Source organism: Pantoea sp. SM3 (assembly GCF_000963995.1).
Lineage (GTDB): Bacteria > Pseudomonadota > Gammaproteobacteria > Enterobacterales > Enterobacteriaceae > Pantoea > Pantoea rwandensis_B.
This window is the reverse complement of record NZ_JZRD01000019.1, coordinates 93,780-118,683: the sequence shown is the minus strand read 5'-3', so window position 1 is coordinate 118,683 and position 24,904 is coordinate 93,780. Positions and strand designations below refer to the sequence as shown.

Genomic DNA, 24,904 nt, shown 5'->3' with positions numbered 1-24,904 from the left:
ATCCTCACTGACATCTGGAAGCGATCATGACCACCGAAATTCCCCTGCTTGATGTGCAAGGGATCACCTATGCCATGCAAGGCCGAACGCTGCTGGCACCTGTTTCACTGCAACTGCATGCGGGTGATTTTCTGCTGCTGACCGGCTCCTCAGGCAGCGGTAAAAGCACGCTGTTGAAAATTTTAGCCTCGTTGCTGGCCCCGACAGCCGGCGTGATTCGCTTTGAGAATCGCGATATCGGTCAATGCAAACCCGAGCACTATCGCCAGCAGGTCTCCTACTGTTTCCAGACGCCACAGTTGTTTGGTGAGACGGTCTACGACAACCTGGCGTTGCCCTGGCTGATTCGTCAGCAAAAACCGGCGCGTGAAAAGCTAATCGCCTCGCTGGAGAGCGTGCACCTTAATGCAGATATGCTGGATAAGCCGGTGGAGCAACTCTCCGGAGGCGAAAAACAACGCGTTGGACTGCTGCGTAATCTGCAATTTCTGCCGCAGGTGCTGCTGCTGGATGAAGTGACCAGCGCGCTGGATGAGGAAAATAAAACCGCGATACAGGCAATGATTCGCCAGCGGGTGGATCAGCAACGCCTGGCTGTGGTGTGGATTAGCCATGATGTCAATGAAATCCAGCACGCCGAAAAAGTATTGCGACTGGAAACACCGGAGAATGGAGCCGTACATGAGCCAGCATAATATTACCGACAGCTCGCTGCTGCTTTCACTGATGCTGGTGGTGATCGCACTGCTGATCAGTCAGAAAGAGAAGCTCGGCATGGGTAAGGACATCCTCTGGAGCGTGTGCCGCGCCATCGTGCAGTTGGTGATTGTGGGCTATGTGCTGAAGTCGATTTTTGACCTTAACAACCGCTGGCTGACCATCTTAATGGTGCTATTCATCTGCGTGAATGCGGCGCTGAATGCACGCAAACGCAGCCGCAACATCGACCATGCGCTAGCGATCTCATTTGTGGCGATCACCACCGGCACTTCGCTCACCCTCACTATTTTGTTATTGAGCGGCGCCATTGAGTTTATCCCGATGCAGGTGATCCCGATTTCCGGCATGATCGCGGGCAACGCGATGGTGGCAGTGGGTTTGTGTTACACCAACCTCAATCAAAGGTTTAGCGATAATCGGCAGAAGATTCTGGAGATGCTGAGTTTAGGCGCTTCAGTGAAGCTCGCCTCGGGGCGGCTAATTCGCGACAGCATCCGTGCGGCAATGATCCCGACAGTCGATGCCGCAAAAACCGTGGGACTGGTGAGTCTTCCCGGCATGATGTCAGGATTGATTTTTACCGGGATCGATCCGGTGAAAGCGATTAAATACCAGATTATGGTGACCTTTATGCTCATCGGCACCGCCAGCCTCTCGACCATTATCGCCGCGTATTTATCGTATCGTCGTTTTTACACCCCGCGTGCACAGCTCAAGAACAGTGTTTAACAGGCACGGCGGCAGGGCCATGCACGAGGGTTAAGCTCACTGCTGAAACCGCAGTGCCACGCCAAAGGCATGCTCAGCGCTGACGATAAGCGCTGACTCCTCTTCCAGGAACGGGATATCGCCCAGTAACAAGCTGGCTTTCACCTTGCGCAGATCCGTACTGCGCAAGCTTAACGCCGCCATGCGTGCACTGCCGTTGTAATCGAGTGGTAATCCGGCGAAGCGTTGCGTGACATAGCCAGCAGCAGCGAAGCGTATCGTTGCCACGCCGGCTTTCAATACGAATGCGCCTTCCTGGCAGGCGGTGAGCGCATTAGCCCCAAACAGTCGACTGTAGGGTTGTGCCGCCGCCGCTGGGTCATGCGCCACCACCACAAATTCGACAATGTCGGTCACGCCGTTGGGGTGCTGACGCCATGCTTCCTGCCACACCGCGTGCGGGGTCTCGTGCTGGCAAAAGAAACTGCGGCCATTCGGCACCAGCGCAGGCCGTAATGGCACCGTGCGGAAACGAGCTTGTTCTTCGTTGCCATCCGGTAACTGCACCGGACGGAAGAAGCGGGCAGGTTGATTGCCATCAATGTCCTGGCTCTCAAGATAACGCCATACCGCATCGGCATCGTCGGTCTTCCACACTAAACCACTCAGGCCAATCGGCGACTGCCACACGTCCTGGCGTAAACTGGCACGTCCGGCCTCAAAGCCAAGCAGCTCAAGATAGTTATCACCAAACACGGCCAGATGGTTACTGGATCCGAGCGAATGATGGCCGCGTTCTGTGAGCTGAAACCCCAACCGGCGAAACAGCGCACTGGCCTCATCTAACCGATCGGCCACGTTGATGACCACATGATCAAGACAGGGAATCGGTACTGAAATGGCCATCGCTTTCCTCCTTGCTCTCATTGTCACTGCGCCCATGCTAGCGCGTCCGGTTCGGATGCTGACAGTGGCTGCCAGTTGACGTGCGTCTCCGCACCAAAACCGGCGGCAATGCCGGCAATCAAGGTGGTGATGTGTGTATCGGTGTACTTATCATGACTGCGAACGATGCCTTCGATTTCTGCCGTCTGAGGCAGCACATTCCAGCTATTACCGGCCGTTAAACGTGTAATGCCAAGCGTCCATTGGCGATGACGATTGGGGAGTGCATACAGCGCTGAAACGATATGACTGCCGATCACAATCACATCAATGCCTTCATGCGGGCGCGCGGCATGGGCGCCTTTGCCGGTCAGGGTGATGTGAAAACGCTGCGTTGAATGGGTTTGCCCGGTCATGGTCATCCTTGTGCTTGTGCAGGTAAAAAAGGCTCGCCCAGCGTCAACATCAAACGGTTTGCCCAGGCAAAGAAAGCGGCGGACTGGATCACGTCAAGCAGTTCCAGCGTGGTGACGCCGTGACCGCGTAACGTCTGAACCTGTTCGAGGCTAGCAGCAGCAGGCGTAATGGCTAGCGTGGCGACCAGGTCAATGATCGCGGCCCAGCGTGGTGACTGGCCGTGAGCCAGTTCTGCGCCCGGTGCCACATTCAGCAGCTTTTGCACTGCCGCATCATCTTTTGACAATTGACTGGCTTTACGCGCATGGACAGAAGCGCAAAAGATGCAGCCATTCACTTTACTCACCACCGTTGCTGCCAGTTCACGTTCAGCGCGCGGCAATCCGCCAGCGGTGTAAAAGATGCCTTTGTCGGTCAGCGTGCGCTGTTCCAGCAGCGGCAGATTACGTGCCAGCAGGCGGAAATAGTCGGAGTCGCTGTGGCCGTTTTTCTTCAGCGTAGCCTGTTCATCGGCGGTAAATTCGTTGAGTGGTTTGGCTGCCAGCCAGGGTTCCCAGCCTAATTCTTGCTGGGTAAAGGCGGTGAGGGCAGTTTGGCCGCTTAACGTTAACGGCGCATCGTGCCACTTGCCTGCTACGGCGTGTGCTTGCGTGTCACTCTGTTCGCCATTGAGCAGGCGTAAGCCGGTCAGTAAACGACTCTGAAAGCTCACAAAGGCAATTAATTGTGCGAGGGTGACGATGCCACGCGGCGACCAGCCAGCGCTTTGCAGGTTTTGAATGTGTTTGGGTGCCGCATCCACTGGGTGCAGGCTGAGCAGTTCGGCAAAGGCGTGACCGGCCGCGAAACGCGCGTCATGTGCCTTATTCGTCACTTGCTGCTGATAATGCGCCTGTAAGCGTGTGGCACCGTGCCAGTCGGCGACCTGCGCAGCTATGGAAAATCGCCATTGCAGTGGGAGATCCGCAACATCTTCACTAAACAGAACCTCATAACTCCCTTGCGTGTGCTGAGTGGCAGCGTGGCGCTCGCGACGTGCTAATGCGAGTTCCGATGCGGGGTCGATATCCGCTAAGGCGGCCAGTAAATCAATGGATTGAGACATCATCTTCTCCTGTTAAGCCTGTTCCAGAGCGCGTAGCGCCGGGGCGATATGGTCAGCGATTAATTCAATGGAACGCAGAATGTCGGCGTGTGGCGGATCGATCGAGTGCACCTGGAAGGTGATATCGGTGACGCGTTGCAAGGTGGAGTCCGCGCGCAATGACGCCAAAACGGTAGGCGCATCGCCAAAGTGCGCATCAAGCTGGCGCGCATGGCTTTCCAGCGTATGCCCAGTGATGACGTGGCCAGCAGCCTGAAATTGCTTAGCCTGGCGCTGCAATCCCGGTTCCGCCAGGCGCCGCGCATACGCATTCGAATCGGCAACGAATGCGGTGCGCGAGGCGAGAATGCGCGGTGCAATATCGGCCGGTAGCGCGGCAAGATAGGCATCGATTATCGGATTTTGTATCGCCTCCAGCGGCAAGTCAGGCTGACCTGGCGGACGCGGTTGCGTGCGTGACAACATCAATCCATGGCCAGCGGTGCCGGCTCGTGCGGCACCTTCAACCGAGAAAGTGGCAATCCACACGCGCTGTGCCAGCGTTGGGGCGGGCGGATAAAGATGATTATCCGGATGTGCCAGCGTATCGCCGCGCCAGGCGCTGAGCAGTGTATGCAGCTGGTCGGCAAACACACTGGCACGCTGATCGATGGTTAAGCCAAAGGGCAGGAAAGAGGTTTTGGTGCCGCCCGATCCTAATCCGACTTCCAGCCGCTGGTTGCTGAGCAGATCCAGTACGGCCGCATCCTCCGCCACACGCAGCGCGTTTTCCATCGCCAGCGTAATAATGCCAGTGCCAAGCCGAATTCTGTGGGTGTGCGCGGCCACGTGTGCGAGGAAAACCAGCGGTGCAGGCAGGCCGCCTTCCTTCTCATGAAAATGATGCTGAGCGATCCAGGCGCTATCGAAACCCAAACGCTCGGCGTGCTGGATCTGTTCTGTGGCGAGGCGATAGCGCTCTTGCGCCGAGACCTCATCCAGCAGGCGGGTGAAAAAGCCAATGCGTTTACGCGTCATGCAGACTCCTTAATCAGCGGACGGATAGCGGGGATAGCGTCAATCAGTGAACGGGTATAAATATGTTGGGGCGCGTTAAATATTGTGACAGTGTCACCTTGTTCGACCACTTCCCCCGCACGCAGCACCGTCACGCTGTGCGCGATACGGCGCACCGTGGCGAGATCGTGGGTGATAAACAGATAGGTCAAGCCCAGCTCCTGTTGCAGCTGTTGCAACAACTGCAGAATCTGCGCCTGTACGGTGACATCCAGTGCCGAGGTGGCTTCATCCAGCACCAGTATTGCCGGTTGCAGGATCAGTGCTCGGGCAATTGCTACGCGCTGGCGTTGACCACCGGAAAGTTCGCGCGGTTTACGTGTCAGCAATTCCAGTGGCAGTGCCACTCGCTGAGCCACGGCTTCGACACGCTGGCGGCGCACTTCGGCACTGAGCTTTTCAAAATTGCGCAGCGGCTCTTCAATAATGGCAAACAGCGTCTGGCGCGGGTCTAAGGATGCAAACGGATTCTGGTAAACGAACTGGATTTTGCGTCTGAGCTGGCGAAGCGCTTCGCCGCGCAGCGCACTGGCATCAATACCGTCGATGACGACACGTCCGCTGTCGGCCTGTTCAAACCCCAGCAGAATGCGCGCCAGCGTGGTTTTACCCGAGCCGGATTCACCGACCAGCGCGTGCGTGGTGCCGCGTGCCACCGTCAGGCTAACCTGTTTGGCGACCGTTAACTGCTGCTGTTTGCCGAGCGAAAATTGCTTGTTGATGGCGGAAAGCTGGATCGCGGGTGTTGAAAATTTTGCTTCAGCAGGAATCGTCAACGCGCTGTGGCCAGGCGCAGCATCTTGCAGCAGCTGACGCGTGTAAGGATGGTGTGGCGCATTAAACACCTGAGCGGCTGGCCCCTGTTCCTGAATCTCGCCGTGACGGAAGACCAGCAATCGGTCGGCGCGTTCTGCCGCCAGCGCCAGATCGTGCGTGACGAACAGCACAGCGGTGCCGGATTCACGCCGCAGTACATCCAGCAGATCCAGAATGCGCTTCTGCACTGTGACATCCAGTGCGCTGGTGGGCTCATCCGCGATGATAATTTGCGGGCGCAAGGCGAGGGCGATGGCAATCAACACGCGTTGTTTCATGCCGCCAGAAAGCTGATGCGGATACTGCGCCAGTCGCTGTTGTGGATGGCTCAGGCCAACCTTTTCCAGCAGTTCCAGTACGCGCTGCTGGCGCTCAGACTGGCTGATTTTCTGATGCAGTTGCAGCATCTCACCCACCTGATCGCCGATGGTTTTCACCGGGTTCAGTGAGTTGCCGGGATCCTGCGGCACCAGACTAATACTGACGCCGCGCAGGCTGTCCAGGCGTTTGGCCGACCAGTCGGCAATGTCGGTGCCGTTTAACACGATTTTTCCGCTGTCGCGGCGACCATTTTCCGCCAGCAAGCCAATGATCGCCTGTGCAGTCGTGGTTTTACCGGAGCCGGACTCGCCCACTAAGGCCACCATTTCCCCTGCCTGCAAGCTGAAGCTCACGTTGTGCACCACTTCACGCCACTGCCCGCGCTGTTGATAGCTGAGGGAAAGATTTTCTATTGCGAGTAATGCACTCATGCGCCACCTCCGGCGATCTGCTGGCTAATGCGATTCGCGGCCAGCACCACTGCCACCACCACGATGCCGGGGAAAGTGGTCAGCCACCAGGCCGTAGCCAGATAGTTGCGCCCCTCGGCGATCAGTAAACCCCATTCTGGTGTGGGAGGCGGCGTGCCGTAGCCGAGGAAACTTAGCGTGGAAAGCGCCAGAATCGCCTGACCAAACTGTAGCGCGGCAAAGGCGATCACCGCCGTCAGCGAGTTGGGCAAGATGTGTCGCCACAGCACCGACCAAAAACTGCCGCCGCTACCGTAGGCCGCTTCAACATATTCGCTGCGCCGCACGCGTACCACTTCGCCACGCGCCAGGCGAGCAAAACTAGCGATAGAGGCAATCCCCACGGCCAGCGCGGCATGCACCGTGCCAAACCCCAGCAGAATAAGTACGCTGAGCGAAAGCAGTAATGAAGGGATCGACAGCAGCACGTCAACCAGGCGCATCAGGGTGTTTTCCGTACGCCCGCCTACCGCGCCTGCCAATACGCCAAGTGTTGTGCCGCCAATCAGACCCATCGCCACGGCGGCAAAGGCGGCGGCCAGTGACTGTGACGCACCGTAGACAATACGGGTAAACAGATCGCGGCCGAGTTGATCGGTCCCGAGCCAGTAAGCGGCCTGCGGCGCTAGTCGTTGCGCGCCGGGCAACCCTTGCGTCGGGTGGTAATGGGTCAATAATCCTGGCGCGAACGCAGCCAGCAACGCCAGCAGCATCACTGCCCAGGCCAGCCAGAGTCCGGGCTGGATCTGCCAGCTGCGTTGCGTACGTGGGGTAGCGCCGCGCTGGCGGGCGGTGGCGTAATCGACGAGGCTCATCGGTTTCCTCCGGCGATAGGTTGCAGACGGGGATCAAACAGAGGCATTAGCACATCAACCAGCAGATTAATCAGTACAAATGTCAGCGCAGAGATCATCACCACTGCTTGCAGCACGGCGACATCCTGATTATTGACCGCTTGCTGCGTCAGCTGGCCGATACCGCTAAGACCAAATACGGTTTCGGTGATCAGCGCGCCAGCGATCAACTCACCCAACAGCAGACCCGCCACGTTGAGCACCGGCAGCAGCGCATTACGCATCACGTGTCGCCACAGCACGCGACTGGCGCTGGCGCCTTTAGCTCGCGCCACCGCCACAAACGGCTGCGTCGAGATTTGATCAATGCTGCGCAACAGAATTTGTGCCAGCGGCGCGGATATCGGGATCGCCACGGTGATCACTGGCAGGATTAAACCCTGCAGCGGCGACGGGTTGATCACCGGTATCCAGCGCAGCTGGAAGGAGAACAGCTGTATCAACGCGATGCCGAGCCAGAAGGTCGGCAGCGAGATAAACAGGGCAGGAACGGATTGCAGCAACGAACGCAGCAGACGCAGCGCGGGTAGCCGAGACAGCGCCGCCAGCGTAAAGGCCAGCAGCGTGGCGAGCGCAAAACCCAGCACGGCCAGTTGCAGGGTGGCGGGCAGGTTGCTGATCAACAGATCGCTCACTGACACACCGGCCTGCACCGAATAGCCAAAATCACCGTGCAGCATCGCCAGTAGCGTATGGAAATATTGCTGCCACAGGGGGTTATCTGCGCCATAGGCCAGCCGCATCTCCGCGATCTGATCCGGGCTTAAGCCCAGATCCGGGTTCTGAAATTTAATCAGCACCGCGTCGCCCGGTAGCACCTGCAGCAGCAAGAACGACAGGGTAAACGCGGCCCACAATACCAGCACGCTTTGACCCACTCTTCGCAGCAGAGAACGTTGCATCATCAGCCTGCCTTAGTGTTTTTCCAGCCACGCACCGTAGAACGAAGGACGCCCTACCGCTTCAAAGCTGACGCCTTTGAACCAGGGGGCCCCCGCGAACACCTGCGGCTCTTCGAAGATTGGGATCACATAAGCCTGATCGAGCAGATAGCGTTGGGCATCACCGGTCAGAGCCAGACGCTTGGCGGGATCGACTTCCGCAGAGATATCCACCAGCAGCGCATTGAGCTTGTCGTCGCGGAAGTTTTGCACCTTGTCGCTGGAGCCGCCTTTTTGCAGCAGCGCATCACGGTTAGTGGGGTAGAACTGGCTTTTCACCACATCCGGATCGGCACGACCCACTTCCGATACGGTCAATGGCGTTTTTAATGGATCGAGATTGTCCAGCGTGCGGCTGCCCGCATCACCGGCTTTGACCGCCAGCGCCACACCAACCTGACGCCATTGCTGTGCCACCAACTGCAGCACTTCTTTGTTTTGCGGCTGTGGCAGTGATTCGTAGATTGTCAGGGCAAGCTTCTTGCCGTCTTTCTCACGGATACCGTCACTGCCGACCTTCCAGCCCGCTTTATCCAGCAGTTGTTTTGCCAGCAAGGGATCGTATTTCAGCTTGTCGGCGAGGTTGACATAACCTGCGGCTGAATTGGCAATGACAGAGGTGGCTTGCGGATAGTTGGGGGAGAACAGCGTTTGTACCACCTGTAGGGCGTTTGTCGCATGCAGCAGAGCCTGCCGCACGTTCACATCGCTTACCAGCGGGTTATCGGGGCGGAAGCTAATGCTGTCATTGATTCCACGCGTCGGTGCGGCGTAAATCGGGAAGTGTTGCTGTTGTGCTTGTTTCTCATCATAGGCCTGCACCTGGCGGATAAAGTCTGCCTGGCCTGCCAGCAACGCGCCGATGCGCACGCTGTCTTCCGGCGTGACAATAATTTTGATGCCATCGAGATTGGCCGGGCCTTGCTGAGCGATATTTTTCGGGCCCCACTGATAATCTTTACGCGCGGTAAGGTCGACTTCTCGCCCGAGCTTCTCATCACTGACCACAAACGGACCTGAGCCAATAATATGGCGCGCGTCACCCAGTTGATCGAAGCTGCGTTGCAAGGTACTGAGTGAAACTAAACCGGAACCGATGGTCGCGGTGCCCTGCAAAAATCCCGGCGAAGGTTTCCTGAAATAGAATTTCACCGTCAGGGGATCGATAACTTCGCTGTGGTCGTAATTATTAATCACTTCCGAAACCGGCAGGCGCAGGGCTTTATTGCCGAGGCCGTAAGTATCAAAGTTTTTGGCTACCGCGTTGGCATCTAACGGGGTGCCATCGGAGAACGTGACGCCCGGCCGAATTTTAAAGGTGTATTCAGTTTTATCGGCGTTACTGCTCCAGCTTTCGGCCACCCAGGGCTCGACCTGCAACGTTTTCGGATTTTGCCACGTCAGTTTATCGGTGATCTGATTGAGAATGCCGCCGTTGGGATAGAAACCACCGGCGGGTGGATAGAGATTGGTATGCGGTTGCTGTTCAAGATACACCAGCGTGCCACCCTTGACCGGAGTGTCCGCCGCGTGTGCACTAAATATCCCTGTCAGCAGGGCTAAGCTCAATGCCTGCAAGTGAAAATGCTTACTCATGGTGAATTCCTTATGATTCAATAGCCCGGCGGGCGGATTTCATCATCAAATGCCGCACGCGTGAGTTGAACCAAGGAATTGCACTAAGCTTTTGCGAAAAAAATAAAATGAATGGACTTGTGGGAAATAATTAAGATTCTTCGCCGCTCCAAAAAGGATTTAACTCTCTATAATGCAGAGGTTTTATATTTACAGTACGCATCTTAAGGGCAATTCAATGAGAGCATATTTTATCCCGGCCATCATGTTTATGCTTTCAGCCTGCTCAAGTTCCGTCGGGCATAATTTCGATACGGCGAGCATTCAGAAAATACAGACCGGTAAAACCACCAGAGCCGAGTTGATTAATATGTTTGGGCCGCCTGACTCTGAATCCCCTTACCCTGAGGGGCAACGTCTTATGATGTGGAAGTACAGCGAAGCTCGCACGCTGGATACCACCGCAGGCAAGACCCTTACCGTGCAAACTAAAAACGGAAGGGTGTTTACTTATACGTTGAGTAAAAGTTGAGGGCAGGAGAGGTTGATGTCTGGTATAGCCATGCTGTTTACCAAGCCTAACCTGATCTCAAGTTGAAAACATGACGGGGTGAAACCTGGTTCACCCCCGTCATTTATCTACCGACCCGCGCCCGCAGGGATTCTGGATAACGCTCGCCAACCACATCTATAGCCTGAATAGCTGTGGTGATTTTTTGTATTTCATGGGTGTTTAACGCTATTTGCGACGCACCTAAATTTTCTTCCAACCGATGCAATTTCGTTGTACCAGGAATAGGAACGATCCAGGGTTTCTGTGCCAGTAACCAGGCCAGCGCAATCTGCGCAGGCGTTACGCCATTTTCAGTTGCGATACTTTGTACCAGCGTGACTAATTGCTGGTTGGCTTCCCTGGCCTCGGCCGCAAATCGTGGCACTTTGCTGCGGAAGTCATCGTCGCCGAACGTCATCTGTGCATCGATGGTGCCGGTCAGGAAACCTTTACCAAGTGGAGAGAAGGGCACAAAACCAATGCCTAATTCTTCAAGAAGAGGAATGATTTTTTCTTCAGGCTCACGCCACCACATTGAATATTCACTTTGCAGCGCGGTCACCGGTTGTACGGCGTGCGCACGCTTAATGGTCTCGGGACCGGCTTCAGAAAGGCCGAAATGTTTAACTTTCCCTTCCGCAATCAGATCTTTAATCGTTCCCGCGACGTCTTCAATCGGCACCTCAGGATCAACGCGATGCTGATAATAGAGGTCAATCACATCGGTTCTCAGGCGCTTTAGCGAGCCTTCAATTGCCTGGCGAATATGGTCTGGCCGGCTGTTTAAAATCTGCTGCTTATTATCATCGCCAAAGGTGAAGCCAAACTTGGTGGCAATCACGACCTTATCGCGAAACGGCGCTAACGCTTCACCTACCACCTCTTCATTGAGATAAGGTCCATACACTTCCGCAGTATCAAAAAAGGTTACGCCCTTTTCGTAGGCGCTACGAATCAGTTCAATGGCATGCTGTTGACTGAGTGCAGGGCCGTAGCCATGACTCAGGCCCATACAACCCAGGCCAATCGCTGAGACTTCAAGCTTAGTGTTTCCAAGGTAACGTGTTTGCATTGGTCACTCCTTTAAGTGTGGAAGCAAGCGTTTAAACATCGAGCTTACGGCCAGTCAGCCACTCCACCATGGCCGGATCGCGATGCGAGAAGAAGGCGCTGGTTGCGGTATCCAGCGAGGTAATACGGTTCATTTCATCGCTGCTTAACTCGAAATCGAGCACGTTAATATTTTCTTCCATGCGCGCCTTACGCACTGTTTTCGCGAGAGAGACTACGCCACGCTGGAAGATCCAACGCAACACCACCTGACCCACACTTTTGCCATGTTTTTCGCCTATTGCTGTCAGAACCGGATGCTGGAACAAACCGTTTTTACCTTCGGCGAAAGGTGCCCATGCTTCTGGCTGGATGTTTCGGCTCTTCATCCATGGCACTGCATGAAGCTGCTGATGGAAGGGATTGACTTCAATCTGATTCACGGCGGGCACAACTTTATTAAATGCGATGAGGTCGGCCAAACGATCGGGCTGGAAGTTGCTGACACCAATGGCTTTGATCTTGCCCGCTTCGTATAGTTCTTCCATCGCACGCCACGCGCCATGTACATCGCCGTAAGGCTGGTGGATCAGATAAAGATCGACGTAGTCCATCTGCAGCCGGTTTAATGAGCGCTCGAACTGTGCTTTTGCGCCTTCATAATGAGTATCTTGTAGCCACAATTTGGTGGTTACAAACAGCGCATCGCGCGCGATACCGCTTTGCTTTATCGCATTCCCAACCTGCGTTTCATTTAGATAAGAGGCCGCAGTGTCGATCAGGCGATAACCGGTTTCGATGGCATCAATCACTGCGCGTTCACATTCGGCGGCATCCGACATCTGAAATACTCCAAAGCCCAGCAGAGGCATATCGAGACCGTTATTAAGTTTTACTGTTTGCATGAGATTACCCTTTCGTGAATTTATGAAAGCATAACGTGAGAAGATTGAACTGATTAGAGCCCGTAGTCAGCTAGGGTTTATTAGTTCAATTCATTAATAAACCCCTCAGATTAATCAACCATTGTTAATGATGGCCGGGAGCAAAGCAGATTCGCTGTATATGACGCAAAGTGCCTTTAGCAAAGCAACGGGAACCACTAACAAAAGGCTTTATCTGATTGAGGGCGCCACGCATATCGAAACCTATTGGGTGCCGCGTTATGTCGATCAGGCGATGAGCCAACTGGATCCGTTCTTCGATAAGAATATTTAGTTGGAGCGCTTTCCCGTGGCAATCACACCGCCACGGGAAATAATCAACCGCCTGGAATTTAACCTTTGGCTGTAGGATTACGCTTCATCTTCCTCGTCATCTCGCTTACCCGCAAAACGGCTACGCACCACCACAAAGAACACCGGCACAAAGTAGATCGCCAGCAACGTTGCGGCGACCATGCCGCCAATGACCCCGGTGCCCACCGCGTTTTGCGCACCCGAACCCGCGCCGGTGCTGATCGCCAGCGGCATCACGCCGAGGATAAAGGCCAGCGACGTCATTAAAATCGGGCGTAAGCGCATGCGTGAGGCTTCAAGGGTGGCTTCGATGATGCCTTTACCCTCTTTCTCCGTCAGGTCCTTGGCGAATTCCACGATAAGAATGGCGTTCTTTGCCGCCAGACCGATGGTGGTAAGCAGGCCAACGACAAAGTAGACATCATTGCTTAATCCTCTGAGCGTTGTTGCCGCCAGCGCACCGACTACGCCCAGCGGCACCACCAGCATCACCGAGAAAGGAATCGACCAACTCTCATACAGCGCGGCCAGACAAAGGAAAACGACGATCAATGACAACGCATACAGTGCCGGAGCCTGATCGCCAGAGAGACGTTCCTGATAAGACATGCCTGTCCAGTCATAGCCGATGCCGTCTGGCAATTGAGCAGCGAGTTGCTCCATCAGCGCCATGGCTTCACCGGAGCTGCGGCCCGGCGCGGGCTGTCCGAGGATTTCTACCGACGATAAACCGTTGTAACGCTCCAGGCGCGGTGAACCGTAAACCCATTGCGCAGTGGAGAAGCTGGAGAAGGGCACCATTTTCCCGTTGCTGGCGCGCACATACCAATCGCCCATGTCTTTCGGCATCATGCGATAGGGTGCATCGCTCATCACGTAGACTTTTTTCACCCTGCCATGATCGATAAAATCATTCACGTAGCTGCCACCCCATGCGGCACTCAGCGTGGTGTTGATATCGTCCAGCGTCACGCCAAGCGCAGTGGCTTTTTCCTGATCGATATTGATTTTGTACTGGGGATTGTCTTCCATGCCGTTCGGACGCACAGCGGTCAGTACATCAGGATGCTGACGCGCCAGATCCAGCAGCTTATTGCGGGCTTCAATCAGTTTGTCATGGCCGAGGTTCGCCTGGTCAATCAGTTCAAAATCAAATCCCGTGGCGTTACCCAACGCGATAATCGGCGGCAGGTTGAACGCGACTACCGTGCCATCGACGATGCTGGAGAAAGCTTGCGTGGCGCGGCTGACAATGGCATCAACTTTATTTTCCGGACCGGCGCGTTGTTCCCAGTCCTTCAGGCCGATAAACGCAATGCCGACATTCTGGCCGCGTCCGGCAAAGCCGAAACCGTTCACGGTAAGCACGTTTTCAACGTTGGCTTTTTCTTGTGTCAGGTAATAGTCATTGATCTGGTCTAGCACCTTTTGTGTGCGTTCCTGCGTCGCACCCGCGGGCAGAATGGCCTGCGTGGCGAAAACGCCCTGATCTTCAGCTGGTAAAAATGAAGTTGGCAGGCGCATAAACAGCACCGCCATTCCCACCACAATCACGCCGTAAATCAGTAGATAGCGACCTGACTTATGCACCATGTGGCCCACGGAAGAGGTGTAATGTTCCGCACTTTGATCAAACTTTCGGTTGAACCAGCCGAAAAATCCGCGCTGATGGCCGTGTTGACCCGGCTTAACCGGTTTAAGGATGGTGACGCATAACGCCGGGGTGAGAATTAATGCCACCAGCACCGAGAGCGCCATGGCAGAAACAATGGTGACTGAGAACTGGCGATAGATAACGCCAGTACTGCCGCCGAAAAAGGCCATCGGGACAAACACGGCGGAGAGCACCAGCGCAATGCCGACCAGCGCACCCTGAATCTGCTCCATCGATTTACGTGTGGCTGCCTTAGGCTTCAGACCTTCCTCCGCCATCACGCGCTCAACGTTTTCCACCACCACGATGGCATCATCCACCAATAGCCCGATTGCCAGCACCATGCCGAACATGGTCAGCGTGTTAATCGAATAGCCAAACATGCTGAGAATGCCAAAGGTGCCCAGTAACACCACCGGTACAGCAATGGTTGGGATCAGCGTAGCGCGAAAACTTTGCAGGAACAGATACATCACCAGGAACACCAGGATGATGGCTTCGGCGAGTGTCTTCACGACTTCATGAATCGAGATGTTGATAAACGGCGTGGTGTCATACGGATACACCACCTTCATGCCCTGAGGGAAGTAGGGTTGAAGCTGCGCGATTTTGGCTCGAATGGCTTTGGCGGTGTCCAGCGCGTTGGCGCCGGTGGCCAGCTGGATCCCCAGCGCAGAGGATGGTTTGCCGTTCACTTTCACCACAAAATTATAGTTCTCGCCGCCGCGCTCAATACGCGCCACATCATGTAGCCGCACCTGCGATCCATCCGCATTCACCTTCAACAGGATGTTACCGAACTCTTCCGGTGAGGTGAGACGTGTCTGCGCGATGATAGAGGCATTCAGTTGCTGGCCTTTTACCGGCGGCGCGCCACCTAACTGTCCGGCGGCAATCTGCGCGTTTTGTGATTCGATCATGCTCATCACATCCACCGGCGTCAGCTGGTAGTTATTCAGCTTATTGGGATCGAGCCAGATGCGCATCGCGTATTGCGAGCCGAACAGCGTGGAATCACCGACACCGCTGATACGGCTGAGGGGGTCTTTGATATTCGAGCCAACGTAATCGGCGATGTCTTCCATGCTCATTTTGCCGGTTTCGTCGACAAATGCCGGCACCAGGAAGAAGGTGCTGGAGGATTTACGGACGGTAATCCCCTGTTGCTGGACCTCTTGCGGCAATAGCGGTGTCGCCAGCTGCAGTTTGTTCTGCACCTGCACCTGGGCGATGTCCGCATCGGTGCCATTTTCAAACGAGAGTTTCAGTTCCAGCGTGCCGGATGAATCGCTGGTTGAGGACATATACATCAGCCCATCCAGTCCACTCATATTCTGCTCAATCACCTGGGTGACGGTATTTTGCAGTGTGGTGGCATCGGCGCCGGGATAAGTCACGCGAATCTGAATAGCGGTAGGAGCGACATCAGGGTATTGCTCCACCGACAGCCGCATGATGGAAATAGCCCCTGCCAGCATGACAATAATCGCCAGCACCCAGGCAAAAATTGGGCGATTGATAAAGAATTTGGACATCAGTTAGTCGTTCCTTGTGCAGTCGCGTTGGCAGTGATATCGACCGGCACGACACTTTGGCCGGGCTCAGCGCGCTGAATACCTGACACAATCACGCGTTCACCAGACTGAACGCCGCTCGTCACCAGCCACTGATCGCCCTCGGTTTGTGAGACAGACAACGTGCGAATCTCCACTTTATTGTCAGTGTTCACCACCATGGTGGTGGCATCGCCTCGTGGCGTGCGTGTCACAGCCTGTTGTGGGATCAGAATGGCCTGCGGATTGGTGCCCTCGTCGAGCCGGGCGCGTACAAACATGCCCGGCAGTAAGGCGTGCTGCGGATTGGGGACGATGGCGCGCAGGGTGATTGAGCCCGTGGTTTGATCCACGGTGACATCAGAGAAGGCCAGGGTGCCCTGTTGTGGGTAGACGGAGCCATCGGTCAGGATCACGTGCACCAGCGCTTTGCCGTTGTTTTGCTGCAACTGTCCGGAAGCCAGCTCCTGTTGCAGACGGAGATAATCCTGGCTGGATTGAGTGACATCAACGTACAAAGGATCGAGTTGCTGTACGGTTGCCAGCGCATCTGTCTGGCCATTTTGCACAAGTGCACCTTCGGTAACGGAAGAGCGGCCAACGCGCCCTGCAATGGGAGCCGTAATGCTGCTCCAGTTGAGGTTGATGCGTGCACTGTTGAGCGCGGCCTTTGCCGACTCCACATTGGCGCGCGTCTGAGCGGCGGTGGCTTCCGCCTGATCCAGAACCTGACGGCTGATATATTGCGTGCCGGCTAAGGGGCGATAACGCTGCAATGTGGCTTGTGCCATACGGGCATTAGCTTCGGATTCCGCTAGTGCGGCATGTGCATTGTCATACGCCGCCTGAAAAGGAGCGGGATCGATTTGATAAAGTTTTTGTCCGGCGGCAACGTCACTCCCTTCGATAAAGGTACGTTGTAATACCAAACCTGAAACCTGCGGACGCACTTCTGCCACGCGAAAGGCTGAAGTGCGTCCGGGAAGTTCGGTGGTAACCGGCAGGGATTGGGTATGTAGCGTAACAACGTTAACCTGGGGCGCATTTTTCGCTGGCGTTTCACTGCCAGTCGAATTGTCACAACCTGAAAGCGTCAATGCAATAAATGAACAGAATAGCGCACTGGGTTTTAGCGCCCATTTAATCGGCATTACTGAGATCCCTTGTAAGTGAAATTATATTGGTATAGTGAAATGTTGCGTATTTAATCGACGAAATTTGGCAGGTGGCAGGTTATATTTGCGCACAAATGAGCGGGTAAATGACTGCTGTGAGTCATAACCATACTTTACTGAAATATCGATGACTGTCTCGTGGCTACGCAGCAAATCTCTGGCTGCGGATTCCAGTTTTCGGTCGCGGATATAGTGGCCAAGACTGACGTGCATAATGCGATGAAACATTCTTTGCAGATGCCATTTTGAGTAACCGGCGCGCTCCGCAACCTGTTCTATTTTTAACGGAGAGTGAATGTTATTTTTAATCCAGTCGGCCAGTTCGTAAACAATTTTTTCATAACGATCCATAATTTCACCCGTTCAATGTTAAAGCAGATTGATGGCGAAAAAATTGAAAGCAATAGAATGCCCGGCGCTCTGATTAATGGAGCGGATAAGCTATAAAACGTTATGTTGTGCTTTCGAATCTATCTCGCCGGTGAACGACATCTCTTGCGGCTGAATGAAGAGTAACATTACAAGATACAGATTATTAGCATAGGGAATCAGATAGGCTTTATGATCGTTGTTCATGAATAATGCCTCATAGAGTGAATAAGTCGGTTGTCTGGATGCTATAGAGTGATCGACTTCAAAGTGAAAGCCTTCAGTGAGAAGCCACTTGTGAGATAGCCACATATGTTTCAGCTTGTTTGTGATAGTTTCAATAGACCTGGACAGAGATGTGAGTAGACGATGCTAAGAGAAAATTTCAGCGATTTGGTGTATCTGGTGATGGTCGCGCGAGAACGCAGTTTTACCCGTGCCGCTGCCAAATTGGGTGTCTCTCAATCCGCATTGAGCCATGCGATGCGCGGTCTGGAAGAGCGGCTTCAGACGCGTCTGTTGACGCGCACCACCCGCAGCGTGGCACCCACCGAAGCCGGTGAACAACTTATCCAAAATATCGCGCCCTTAATGTCCGATATTGAAAAAGCGCTGGTGGCACTGACTGAGCACCAGACGCGCACCTCGGGGAATATCCGGATTACCGCCGGTGAACATGCGCTGCACTCCACGCTTTGGCCTTTAATTAAGCCGTATCTTCAGGAATACCCTGAAGTGAACATTGAACTCTCAGTGGATAACACGCTGACTGACATTGTTAGCGGCCGTTTTGATGCAGGCGTGAGATTAGGCGAACAGGTGGAAAAGGATATGGTCGCGGTGCGCATCGGCCCAGACTGGAGAATGCTGGTGGTTGCCACCCCCGAATATTTCAAAAATCACGGCATTCCTGAAACACCCTACGAGTTGCAGCATCACAACTGTATCAATATGCGCTTGCCAACATTGGGTGGACTATATAGCTGGGAATTCACCAAAGATAAAAAAGAGATTCGCGTAAAAGTTGAAGGTCAGCTTATTTTCAATAACCTCAGTTCGCGTATTGAAGCAGCACTTAGCGGAATGGGGATTGTGTATGCGCCTGAGGATTCCGTGCGGAAATATATTGATAAAGGGTTGTTGCAGTGTGTACTGATTGACTGGTGCGAACCCTTTAGTGGCTACTATTTATATTATCCCAGCCGCAAACAGCACACCGCAGCGTTCTCTAAATTGATTGAAGCAGTGCGCTATCAGGGTTAAGTATTTGCAGGTCGACGCATTGTTTAAATATTGACCACGGCATCGAAATCATTCCGACCCCGTACTGAGGCGACATTTTCACAAAAAATGCGTCGCCTTTCGATTCGCTTAGTTTCCTTTACTGTCCGCTGCATCCTCAACCCCGCATGAGGGCCATGCTTCATGGTTCCGCGTAACCCGTGACGCTCAATCATTGGTGAATTTATCTCATAGGGGCATTCAACTGGCGGCTATTCTGCTTTTCACTATTATTTGTAAGGATAAAAAATTACCCCCTTCGATTCGCCTTTTGTGAGCGTGGTATTACCAATGGGAGCGCATACCGATGGAACTGCATATTAACAATAAGACTTACCAGACTGATGCTGACGCGGATACCCCATTACTGTGGGTGATCCGTGACGATTTGGCCATGACAGGCACCAAGTATGGCTGCGGCCTGGCGCAATGCGGCGCATGTTCAGTGATGATCGACGGTCAGGTTGTTCGTTCCTGCGTTACGCCAGTGGAGAAAGCCGTGGGTAAACAGATCACCACCATCGAAGCCATTGAAAGTGATGACTTAGGCAAGAGACTGGTGGAAGCGTGGATCAAATATCAGGTACCCCAATGTGGCTATTGCCAGTCGGGCCAGGTGATGGCGGCAAGGGCACTGTTGCAATCTAATGCACAGCCTTCTGAGGAAGAGATTGCCGCTGCAATGGTCAACCTTTGCCGTTGCGGAACCTATAACGCCATCCGTGCGGCGATTCATGAAGTTGCTGGCATGGAGGCGAAGGCATGATTCGCTGTGAAGACACTGACGAAACACTGGGAGAGCAGCCCGCTAATCTCTCACGCCGCCGCTTTTTGCTGGCCAGCAGCAGCCTGGCCGGTGCGTTTGTGCTGGGTGTGGGTTTACCCATTGGCGAAGGACGGGCGCAATCTGCCGATGTTGTGCTGCCTCCTGGCACGCGTGTGCCAGCTTTCCTGGAAATTCGCCCCGATAGCTCGATCAAATTCCTTTCGCCTTTTGTCGAAGGTGGACAGGGGATTTTTACCGCCATGGCGCAAATCGTCGGGGAGGAACTGGATGCCGATCCCGCCACTTTTGTGGTTGAGAATGCACCCGCCGGTTCGCAATACAAGGTGATGGACAGTGGAATGCGCATCACTGGGGGGAGCCAGTCTGTTCGATCCAGCTATACCACCATGCGTCGGTTGGGTGCACTGGCACGACAGATGTTACTGCAGGCAGCGTCGACTGCGCTCTCTGTGCCGGTTGATGAGCTGCATACTGAACCGGGACGCGTCATTCACGCCGCTTCTGGTCGCTCGCTGACCTACGGTGAACTGGCTGAGCGTGCGCGCGATTTGCCGGTGCCTGCGCCTGAAACGGTAAAACTTAAAGATCCCGCTCAGTTTCGTTGGATCGGTAAGCCGGTTCAGCGTCTGGATATGCATGAAAAATCCACCGGACAGGCCATTTACACCATTGATTGCCGCGTTGATGACATGCTGCATGCGGCCGTTCAGCATGCGCCACGACTGGGCCTGACAGCGGGTGACATCCGTAATTTGGATCAGGTAAAAGCCATGAAAGGCGTGCATTCCGTGCACGTGCTGCCTGGTGCGGTTGGCGTGGTTGCTGAACGCTGGTGGCAGGCCAAACGTGCAGCCGAAACGCTACAGGTGTCCTGGCAAGAGCCGCAGACACCCGATGCGAATTACATGCCGGCGGATTTTTCCACTGAGGCCTTTGCCACAGCACTGGCTCAGGAACCTGGTAACGGTGAGGATGCGGAAGTGAAAGGGGATTTCGCCCAGGGCATGTCTACGGCGAAAACGACAGTTAGCGCGACTTACCACAGCCAATATCTTAATCACGCTCAGCTGGAGCCGCCGTCAGCACTCGCGCGCTTTAATAACGATGGCACGCTGGAACTGTGGATCCCTAATCAGGCACCGGAGATGTTTCAGGCGGATATCGCTAAGCGCACCGGACTGGCAGCGGAAAACATCATCATTCACTCGCCGCTACTCGGTGGATTTTTTGGCCGCCACTTTGTTTATGACACTGCAATGGTCTACCCACAGGCGATTCAACTGGCTAAAGCGGTAGGGCGTCCAGTCAAACTGATTTGGAGCCGTGAAGAAGAGTTCTTGCGTGATACCCATCGGCCAATGGCCGCCGTGCGCTTTCAGGCCGGACTGGATGCGCAAGGCTACCCGGTTGCGCTGGAGGCCATCAGCATATGCGAGGGGCCTACCGAAGGCATCGCCGGTAAACACGGCAGCAAACTGGACCCCACGGCAGTGGAGGGACTGGCAGGAAAATCCTACAAGATTCCCAATGTGCGCATCGCTCAGATTTATAAAAAGGGGCCAGTCAAACTCGGTTACTGGCGATCCGTGGGCAACTCGATGAATGATTTTCTCTATGAGTGCTTCCTCGACGAAATGGCCGATCGCGGCAAACTCGATCCCTTTGCTTTGCGTCTGCATTTGCTTCAGGGCAATGACCGTTTAACCACTTTGCTGAATGCGGTGGCAGAGCTTTCAGGGGGCTGGCAGGCAGGCCCCTACACGGCGGCAGACGGTACACGTCGTGCACGCGGTGTGGCGATGGCTTCGCCGTTTGGCACTGAAGCGGCCGCCATTGCTGAAGTATCCATCGAAAACGGTCAGGTCACCGTGCATCAGATATGGGAAGCCATAGATCCCGGCAGCATTGTGAATCCGGCGATAGTCGAAGCACAGGTTAACGGCGCCGTGGCGCTGGGGTTATCACAGGTTTTGCTGGAAGAGAGTGTGTACGAGAAAGGGCAGCCAGTGGCGCGTAACTACGATATGTATCCCATCTTGCCGCCATCACGTATGGCGCAAGTGAACGTACGTATCGTGGAGAGCGGCGCAAAAATGGGCGGCATCGGTGAACCGCCGCTCCCTGCGGTGCCGCCCGCTGTGGCGAATGCGGTTTCCCGACTAACTGGCGAGCGCATTCGCGCCATGCCTCTCTCTCGCTATACCTTCAGCTGACGGGAATAACCATGAAACTAAAAAAGTTTGGGCTGATATCAGCGGTCGTCGTTTGCGTGGCAGTGCTGGTATCGCTTTGGCTCATGCGTACGCCTGCTTCACATTTTGATCATCAACCCATGAAGCAGACTATGGCGTCAGCGGACATGGTGCGCAAAGGCGAATATGTTGCCCGTCTTAGCGATTGTGTCGCTTGCCATAGCACACCTGATGCGCCGCCATTCAGCGGCGGACTGGCGATGGCCACGCCGGTGGGCAAAATTTTCACCACGAATATCACGCCAGATAACGATACCGGTATTGGCCGCTACACCCTGGCTGATTTTGATCGTGCTGTCCGCCAGGGTGTCGCGCAGGACGGCCATCGGCTCTATCCCGCCATGCCGTTTCCTTCATATCAGAAACTCTCCGATGACGATATCGCCGCGCTTTATGCGTTTATGAAGCAGGGTGTTAAACCGGTATCTCGCCAGAACATTGCCTCTGAGATTCCCTGGCCGTTGAATATGCGCTGGCCGCTGGCATTTTGGAGCGCGGCCTTTTCACGCGGCGGACCTTATCAGTCAAAGGAAGGACATGATGCTCTGTGGAATCGTGGTGCGTATCTGGTTGAAGGTCCGGGTCACTGTGGTAGCTGCCATACGCCGCGCGGTCTGGCATTTAATGAAAAGGCGCTGGATGCCAGCAGCCCAGATTACCTGGCGGGGGCATTATTAGATGGCTGGTACGCGCCGAGTCTGCGTAATGATGCGAATACCGGCATCAGCCGCTGGAGTGAACAGGATGTGGTGACGTTCCTGAAGCAGGGGCGTAACCAGCATGCGGTGGTGTTTGGATCAATGGCTGACGCCTTCAATAACTCGACGCAGTTTATGAATGAGGACGATCTGCGTGCGATTGCGCACTACCTAAAAGCGCTGCCTGCAGGCAGTCACAATGCAGGCAGCCATTGGCAGTATCAAACAACGGAAAGCACGCTCGCAGGCAACCCTTCTGGTCGTCAGATTTACACGGCGCGCTGCAGCAGTTGTCATGGTGCCGATGGTCGCGGTCAGGCGCCGTGGATCCCACCGCTGGCGGGTGCAACCTCGATGCAAGTGGATTCGGCTTCGGCCATCAATGTGGTGCTGAATGGTTCCGCGCGTATTGTCGCCGATGGCGTGCCAGATGCTTACCGCATGCCGCCTTATCGGAAACAGTTAACCGATCAGCAGGCTGCTGAGGTGCTGAATTTTATCCGTACTTCATGGGGAAATCAGGGGGAGAAAGTGGATGCAAAAGCGGTCGGAGAACTGCGGGGTAAAACCGATCCGGCCAGCAGTAACGTAATTATTTTGCAGATGCGTTAGCCATGAAACTTGCAGCTTTTGATAAGACGATGAAATGCCAAACGGGAGAATCCCATGCACAATCTTGATGTGCAGGTTATCCGTACTGCGCTGACGTGGGCAGAGGAATCTCCCGTGTGGCTCTGTACGGTGCTCAGCACTTATGGCTCATCGCCGCGGCCGCCTGGCGCGATGATGGTGATTAGAGAAGATGGTCGTTACTGCGGTTCACTGTCGGGTGGATGTGTTGAAGAGAGCTTTATCGCGCGCATTAGCGAGGCGGTATTCTCCGCGCCGAGCCAGATAGTGCGTTACGGTGAGGGCGGCTTTGCACCCGATCGCGCGCTGCCCTGCGGTGGTGTGCTGGATATCCTGGTGGAAAAGTTGCTGCCCGGCAGTGTGGCCATCGACTATCTGCAGCGCATGCATCAGGCGATAGTCAGTGCCCATGCGCTGGAGAAGAGACTGGTCATACCCAATGCCTGCCATGCGGTTAAACCCGGTGCTTATGCCAGTCACACCTTTGCGCAGATCAAGGGGGCCGAAGTGGTGCTCACCCTCTCGGCTCCGCCCAGAGTGATTATTGCAGGCCTCTCGAACGTCGCGCTGTTTTGCGCGAATTTCGCGCTGGCACTGGGTTTCGAAACGCTGGTGTGTGAACACCGTGAGGAAGTGCTGCTTAACATGGCGGGCGATCTCGATAATGGCATCACACTGATCAGGCAATTCCCTGCGGCCTATCTGGAACGAGAGGGTTGCCATCCCGCTACGGCGATCCTTTCACTGACCCACGATCCGCGTATTGACGATCTCACGATGATGGAGGCGGTCAATCTGCCGGCTTTTTACATTGGTGCGATGGGATCGTTGAATAATAGTCAGCGCCGTAAAGAACGTCTGGTGCGGATTGGTGAATTGGAGCCCCGGCAGATCAGCAGAATCCATGCCCCTGTGGGGATCGATATTGGCAGCAAAACCCCTGCTGAAATCGCGCTCTCAATCATGGCGGATATCGTTCGCTATAAAAACGGTGTGCGCAGTGCCGAGATTGCCTCTGCATATGACGTGAGCGCTGTGCATCCATGAAGTTCGCCATACTGATCATGGCAGCGGGTTTAAGCCAACGTTTCAGAAAGTTGAACGGCGGGCATAAATTGCGCGCGTTGTTACAAGATAAGCCTGTGCTGCAGCATACGCTTGAGCGGGCAATCGCAACCGAAATGGATGTGTATGTGGTGTCCCGGCCTGAAGATCGGGACATTCATTTGCTGGCCAGTCAGGCACAGCTGATTACAGTGGCAAGTAACGGATTAGGGCACTCAATTGCCGCAGGCGTTGCAGCCACATCTGATTATGATGGTTGGTTGATTGTACTGGGCGATATGCCGTTATTGACCACATCCAGCTATCTGGCGGTGGCGCGCGCATTGCAGACGTCCCCTTTGGTGCGCAGCGAAGTGCAGGGGATGCCCGGTCATCCGGTGGGGTTTCAAAAACCCTTTTACGCGGAGTTGATTCAGTTAGAGGGTGATAATGGCGCTCGCGCATTGCTAAGCCGCCATCCCGTGACGCCAGTTAAATTATCCGATCTGGGCTGTCTTAAGGATGTTGATACGCCGGCGATGCTCAGTCTGCTAGCACAGCAATGATCTGAGGATTAAAAAGGAGGCGTAAAAGTGCAGGCCATTTTACTCTGATTATTGGTGAATTTTGTTCATAAACCCATCCTGATTTGGCCACCTTATCAATCAATCCCCGTGGTCTTACACTTTTTAACAGCAATGAATGTGGCCGCCACTACCCCGGTGGTCATCACCCAAACTGAAGCAGGGAGC

22 protein-coding genes and 1 pseudogene are annotated in these 24,904 nt (G+C 54.6%); 10 read left to right on the top strand and 13 right to left on the bottom strand.

Annotated features, from left to right (window positions below):
• The first annotated feature begins 26 nt into the window (after positions 1 to 26).
• Together fetA and fetB are read left to right on the top strand one after the other, a co-directional pair.
• Positions 27 to 695, top strand: coding sequence for an iron ABC transporter ATP-binding protein FetA (gene fetA / locus VI01_RS12850; protein ID WP_045815443.1), 669 nt, complete (start codon positions 27 to 29; stop codon positions 693 to 695).
• Entirely contained in the window at positions 682 to 1,449 is a 768-nt protein-coding gene (gene fetB, locus VI01_RS12845; RefSeq protein WP_045815442.1) for an iron export ABC transporter permease subunit FetB, read from the top strand. Before fetA ends, fetB begins: the two co-directional genes overlap by 14 nt.
• 36 nt (positions 1,450 to 1,485) lie before the next feature.
• Here fetB and VI01_RS12840 read toward each other — a convergent pair whose 3' ends face one another.
• Genes VI01_RS12840 through VI01_RS12805 form a run of 8 tightly spaced genes read right to left on the bottom strand, consistent with a single transcriptional unit; the run spans position 1,486 to position 9,889 of the window.
• Positions 1,486 to 2,334 (bottom strand): VOC family protein, encoded by an 849-nt coding sequence (locus VI01_RS12840; protein WP_045815441.1) that lies wholly within the window; start codon positions 2,332 to 2,334, stop codon positions 1,486 to 1,488.
• A 23-nt stretch (positions 2,335 to 2,357) separates the two neighbouring features.
• Positions 2,358 to 2,729, bottom strand: a complete 372-nt coding sequence (locus VI01_RS12835; RefSeq protein ID WP_045815440.1) for a peptidase dimerization domain-containing protein — start codon at positions 2,727 to 2,729, stop codon at positions 2,358 to 2,360.
• A 2-nt stretch (positions 2,730 to 2,731) separates the two neighbouring features.
• Entirely contained in the window at positions 2,732 to 3,835 is a 1,104-nt protein-coding gene (locus VI01_RS12830; RefSeq protein WP_045815439.1) for an alkylhydroperoxidase domain protein, read from the bottom strand.
• 12 nt (positions 3,836 to 3,847) lie between these two features.
• Positions 3,848 to 4,852 (bottom strand): putative FMN-dependent luciferase-like monooxygenase, encoded by a 1,005-nt coding sequence (locus tag VI01_RS12825; protein WP_045815438.1) that lies wholly within the window; start codon positions 4,850 to 4,852, stop codon positions 3,848 to 3,850.
• Complete coding sequence (locus VI01_RS12820) at positions 4,849 to 6,459, bottom strand: ABC transporter ATP-binding protein (RefSeq protein ID WP_045815437.1); 1,611 nt, start codon at positions 6,457 to 6,459, stop codon at positions 4,849 to 4,851. Before VI01_RS12820 ends, VI01_RS12825 begins: the two co-directional genes overlap by 4 nt.
• Positions 6,456 to 7,313, bottom strand: coding sequence for an ABC transporter permease (locus tag VI01_RS12815; protein WP_045815436.1), 858 nt, complete (start codon positions 7,311 to 7,313; stop codon positions 6,456 to 6,458). The genes VI01_RS12820 and VI01_RS12815 overlap by 4 nt, the downstream gene beginning before the upstream one ends.
• Positions 7,310 to 8,254 carry an ABC transporter permease gene (locus VI01_RS12810; RefSeq protein ID WP_197079593.1) on the bottom strand — a complete coding sequence of 315 codons (945 nt, stop codon included), beginning with the start codon at positions 8,252 to 8,254 and terminating at the stop codon, positions 7,310 to 7,312. The genes VI01_RS12815 and VI01_RS12810 overlap by 4 nt, the downstream gene beginning before the upstream one ends.
• Positions 8,255 to 8,266: 12 nt before the next feature.
• Positions 8,267 to 9,889 carry a TIGR04028 family ABC transporter substrate-binding protein gene (locus VI01_RS12805; RefSeq protein WP_045815434.1) on the bottom strand — a complete coding sequence of 541 codons (1,623 nt, stop codon included), beginning with the start codon at positions 9,887 to 9,889 and terminating at the stop codon, positions 8,267 to 8,269.
• A gap of 217 nt (positions 9,890 to 10,106) precedes the next feature.
• Here VI01_RS12805 and VI01_RS12800 point away from each other — a divergent pair, with 217 nt between their 5' ends.
• Complete coding sequence (locus VI01_RS12800) at positions 10,107 to 10,400, top strand: hypothetical protein (RefSeq protein WP_045815478.1); 294 nt, start codon at positions 10,107 to 10,109, stop codon at positions 10,398 to 10,400.
• Between the two features lie 103 nt (positions 10,401 to 10,503).
• Here the strand turns inward: VI01_RS12800 and VI01_RS12795 are convergent, their stop codons facing one another.
• Both VI01_RS12795 and VI01_RS12790 read right to left on the bottom strand, forming a co-directional pair.
• Positions 10,504 to 11,493, bottom strand: coding sequence for an aldo/keto reductase (locus tag VI01_RS12795; protein ID WP_045815433.1), 990 nt, complete (start codon positions 11,491 to 11,493; stop codon positions 10,504 to 10,506).
• 31 nt (positions 11,494 to 11,524) lie between these two features.
• A complete protein-coding gene (locus tag VI01_RS12790; protein ID WP_045815432.1) occupies positions 11,525 to 12,376 on the bottom strand; it encodes an aldo/keto reductase in 852 nt (283 codons plus the stop codon).
• 109 nt (positions 12,377 to 12,485) lie between these two features.
• Between VI01_RS12790 and VI01_RS12785 the strand changes: the two are divergent.
• A pseudogene (locus VI01_RS12785) lies at positions 12,486 to 12,689 on the top strand (alpha/beta hydrolase); the annotation flags it as partial.
• A gap of 77 nt (positions 12,690 to 12,766) precedes the next feature.
• Here VI01_RS12785 and VI01_RS12780 read toward each other — a convergent pair.
• Genes VI01_RS12780 through VI01_RS12770 form a run of 3 tightly spaced genes read right to left on the bottom strand, consistent with a single transcriptional unit; the run spans position 12,767 to position 17,442 of the window.
• Positions 12,767 to 15,898 carry an efflux RND transporter permease subunit gene (locus tag VI01_RS12780; RefSeq protein ID WP_045815430.1) on the bottom strand — a complete coding sequence of 1,044 codons (3,132 nt, stop codon included), beginning with the start codon at positions 15,896 to 15,898 and terminating at the stop codon, positions 12,767 to 12,769.
• Complete coding sequence (locus VI01_RS12775) at positions 15,898 to 17,067, bottom strand: efflux RND transporter periplasmic adaptor subunit (RefSeq protein ID WP_045815429.1); 1,170 nt, start codon at positions 17,065 to 17,067, stop codon at positions 15,898 to 15,900. The genes VI01_RS12780 and VI01_RS12775 overlap by 1 nt, the downstream gene beginning before the upstream one ends.
• 24 nt (positions 17,068 to 17,091) lie before the next feature.
• The gene (locus VI01_RS12770; RefSeq protein ID WP_045815428.1) at positions 17,092 to 17,442 is read right to left on the bottom strand and encodes a helix-turn-helix domain-containing protein; all 351 of its coding nucleotides are present in this window, start codon (positions 17,440 to 17,442) and stop codon (positions 17,092 to 17,094) included.
• Positions 17,443 to 17,829: 387 nt separating this feature from the next.
• Between VI01_RS12770 and VI01_RS12765 the strand changes: the two genes are divergently transcribed.
• The 6 genes from VI01_RS12765 (at position 17,830) to VI01_RS12740 (ending at position 24,718) form a co-directional block, all read left to right on the top strand.
• Positions 17,830 to 18,723, top strand: a complete 894-nt coding sequence (locus VI01_RS12765; RefSeq protein ID WP_045815427.1) for a LysR family transcriptional regulator — start codon at positions 17,830 to 17,832, stop codon at positions 18,721 to 18,723.
• 325 nt (positions 18,724 to 19,048) lie between these two features.
• On the top strand, positions 19,049 to 19,507 hold the full coding sequence (locus VI01_RS12760; protein ID WP_045815426.1) for a (2Fe-2S)-binding protein: 459 nt from the start codon (positions 19,049 to 19,051) through the stop codon (positions 19,505 to 19,507).
• Positions 19,504 to 21,741: a molybdopterin cofactor-binding domain-containing protein gene (locus VI01_RS12755; RefSeq protein WP_045815425.1), complete on the top strand. Its 2,238-nt coding sequence runs from the start codon at positions 19,504 to 19,506 to the stop codon at positions 21,739 to 21,741. Before VI01_RS12760 ends, VI01_RS12755 begins: the two co-directional genes overlap by 4 nt.
• Before the next feature lie 11 nt (positions 21,742 to 21,752).
• Positions 21,753 to 23,090, top strand: a complete 1,338-nt coding sequence (locus tag VI01_RS12750; protein WP_045815424.1) for a cytochrome c — start codon at positions 21,753 to 21,755, stop codon at positions 23,088 to 23,090.
• A gap of 54 nt (positions 23,091 to 23,144) precedes the next feature.
• Positions 23,145 to 24,155 carry an XdhC family protein gene (locus VI01_RS12745; RefSeq protein ID WP_045815423.1) on the top strand — a complete coding sequence of 337 codons (1,011 nt, stop codon included), beginning with the start codon at positions 23,145 to 23,147 and terminating at the stop codon, positions 24,153 to 24,155.
• On the top strand, positions 24,152 to 24,718 hold the full coding sequence (locus VI01_RS12740; protein ID WP_045815422.1) for an NTP transferase domain-containing protein: 567 nt from the start codon (positions 24,152 to 24,154) through the stop codon (positions 24,716 to 24,718). Before VI01_RS12745 ends, VI01_RS12740 begins: the two co-directional genes overlap by 4 nt.
• Positions 24,719 to 24,904 lie beyond the last annotated feature (186 nt).

Excerpts from the sequence above, each read along its gene's own strand:
- VI01_RS12835 (WP_045815440.1), bottom strand. The coding sequence starts at position 2,729 with ATGACCGGGCAAACCCATTCAACGCAGCGTTTTCACATCACCCTGACC.
- VI01_RS12760 (WP_045815426.1), top strand. The coding sequence starts at position 19,049 with ATGGAACTGCATATTAACAATAAGACTTACCAGACTGATGCTGACGCG.
- VI01_RS12830 (WP_045815439.1), bottom strand. The coding sequence starts at position 3,835 with ATGTCTCAATCCATTGATTTACTGGCCGCCTTAGCGGATATCGACCCC.
- VI01_RS12820 (WP_045815437.1), bottom strand. The coding sequence starts at position 6,459 with ATGAGTGCATTACTCGCAATAGAAAATCTTTCCCTCAGCTATCAACAG.
- VI01_RS12795 (WP_045815433.1), bottom strand. The coding sequence starts at position 11,493 with ATGCAAACACGTTACCTTGGAAACACTAAGCTTGAAGTCTCAGCGATT.
- VI01_RS12765 (WP_045815427.1), top strand. The coding sequence starts at position 17,830 with ATGCTAAGAGAAAATTTCAGCGATTTGGTGTATCTGGTGATGGTCGCG.
- VI01_RS12790 (WP_045815432.1), bottom strand. The coding sequence starts at position 12,376 with ATGCAAACAGTAAAACTTAATAACGGTCTCGATATGCCTCTGCTGGGC.
- fetB (WP_045815442.1), top strand. The coding sequence starts at position 682 with ATGAGCCAGCATAATATTACCGACAGCTCGCTGCTGCTTTCACTGATG.
- VI01_RS12740 (WP_045815422.1), top strand. The coding sequence starts at position 24,152 with ATGAAGTTCGCCATACTGATCATGGCAGCGGGTTTAAGCCAACGTTTC.
- VI01_RS12805 (WP_045815434.1), bottom strand. The coding sequence starts at position 9,889 with ATGAGTAAGCATTTTCACTTGCAGGCATTGAGCTTAGCCCTGCTGACA.
- VI01_RS12755 (WP_045815425.1), top strand. The coding sequence starts at position 19,504 with ATGATTCGCTGTGAAGACACTGACGAAACACTGGGAGAGCAGCCCGCT.
- VI01_RS12825 (WP_045815438.1), bottom strand. The coding sequence starts at position 4,852 with ATGACGCGTAAACGCATTGGCTTTTTCACCCGCCTGCTGGATGAGGTC.
- VI01_RS12810 (WP_197079593.1), bottom strand. The coding sequence starts at position 8,254 with ATGCAACGTTCTCTGCTGCGAAGAGTGGGTCAAAGCGTGCTGGTATTG.
- VI01_RS12780 (WP_045815430.1), bottom strand. The coding sequence starts at position 15,898 with ATGTCCAAATTCTTTATCAATCGCCCAATTTTTGCCTGGGTGCTGGCG.
- fetA (WP_045815443.1), top strand. The coding sequence starts at position 27 with ATGACCACCGAAATTCCCCTGCTTGATGTGCAAGGGATCACCTATGCC.
- VI01_RS12750 (WP_045815424.1), top strand. The coding sequence starts at position 21,753 with ATGAAACTAAAAAAGTTTGGGCTGATATCAGCGGTCGTCGTTTGCGTG.
- VI01_RS12815 (WP_045815436.1), bottom strand. The coding sequence starts at position 7,313 with ATGAGCCTCGTCGATTACGCCACCGCCCGCCAGCGCGGCGCTACCCCA.
- VI01_RS12770 (WP_045815428.1), bottom strand. The coding sequence starts at position 17,442 with ATGGATCGTTATGAAAAAATTGTTTACGAACTGGCCGACTGGATTAAA.
- VI01_RS12840 (WP_045815441.1), bottom strand. The coding sequence starts at position 2,334 with ATGGCCATTTCAGTACCGATTCCCTGTCTTGATCATGTGGTCATCAAC.
- VI01_RS12800 (WP_045815478.1), top strand. The coding sequence starts at position 10,107 with ATGAGAGCATATTTTATCCCGGCCATCATGTTTATGCTTTCAGCCTGC.
- VI01_RS12775 (WP_045815429.1), bottom strand. The coding sequence starts at position 17,067 with ATGCCGATTAAATGGGCGCTAAAACCCAGTGCGCTATTCTGTTCATTT.
- VI01_RS12745 (WP_045815423.1), top strand. The coding sequence starts at position 23,145 with ATGCACAATCTTGATGTGCAGGTTATCCGTACTGCGCTGACGTGGGCA.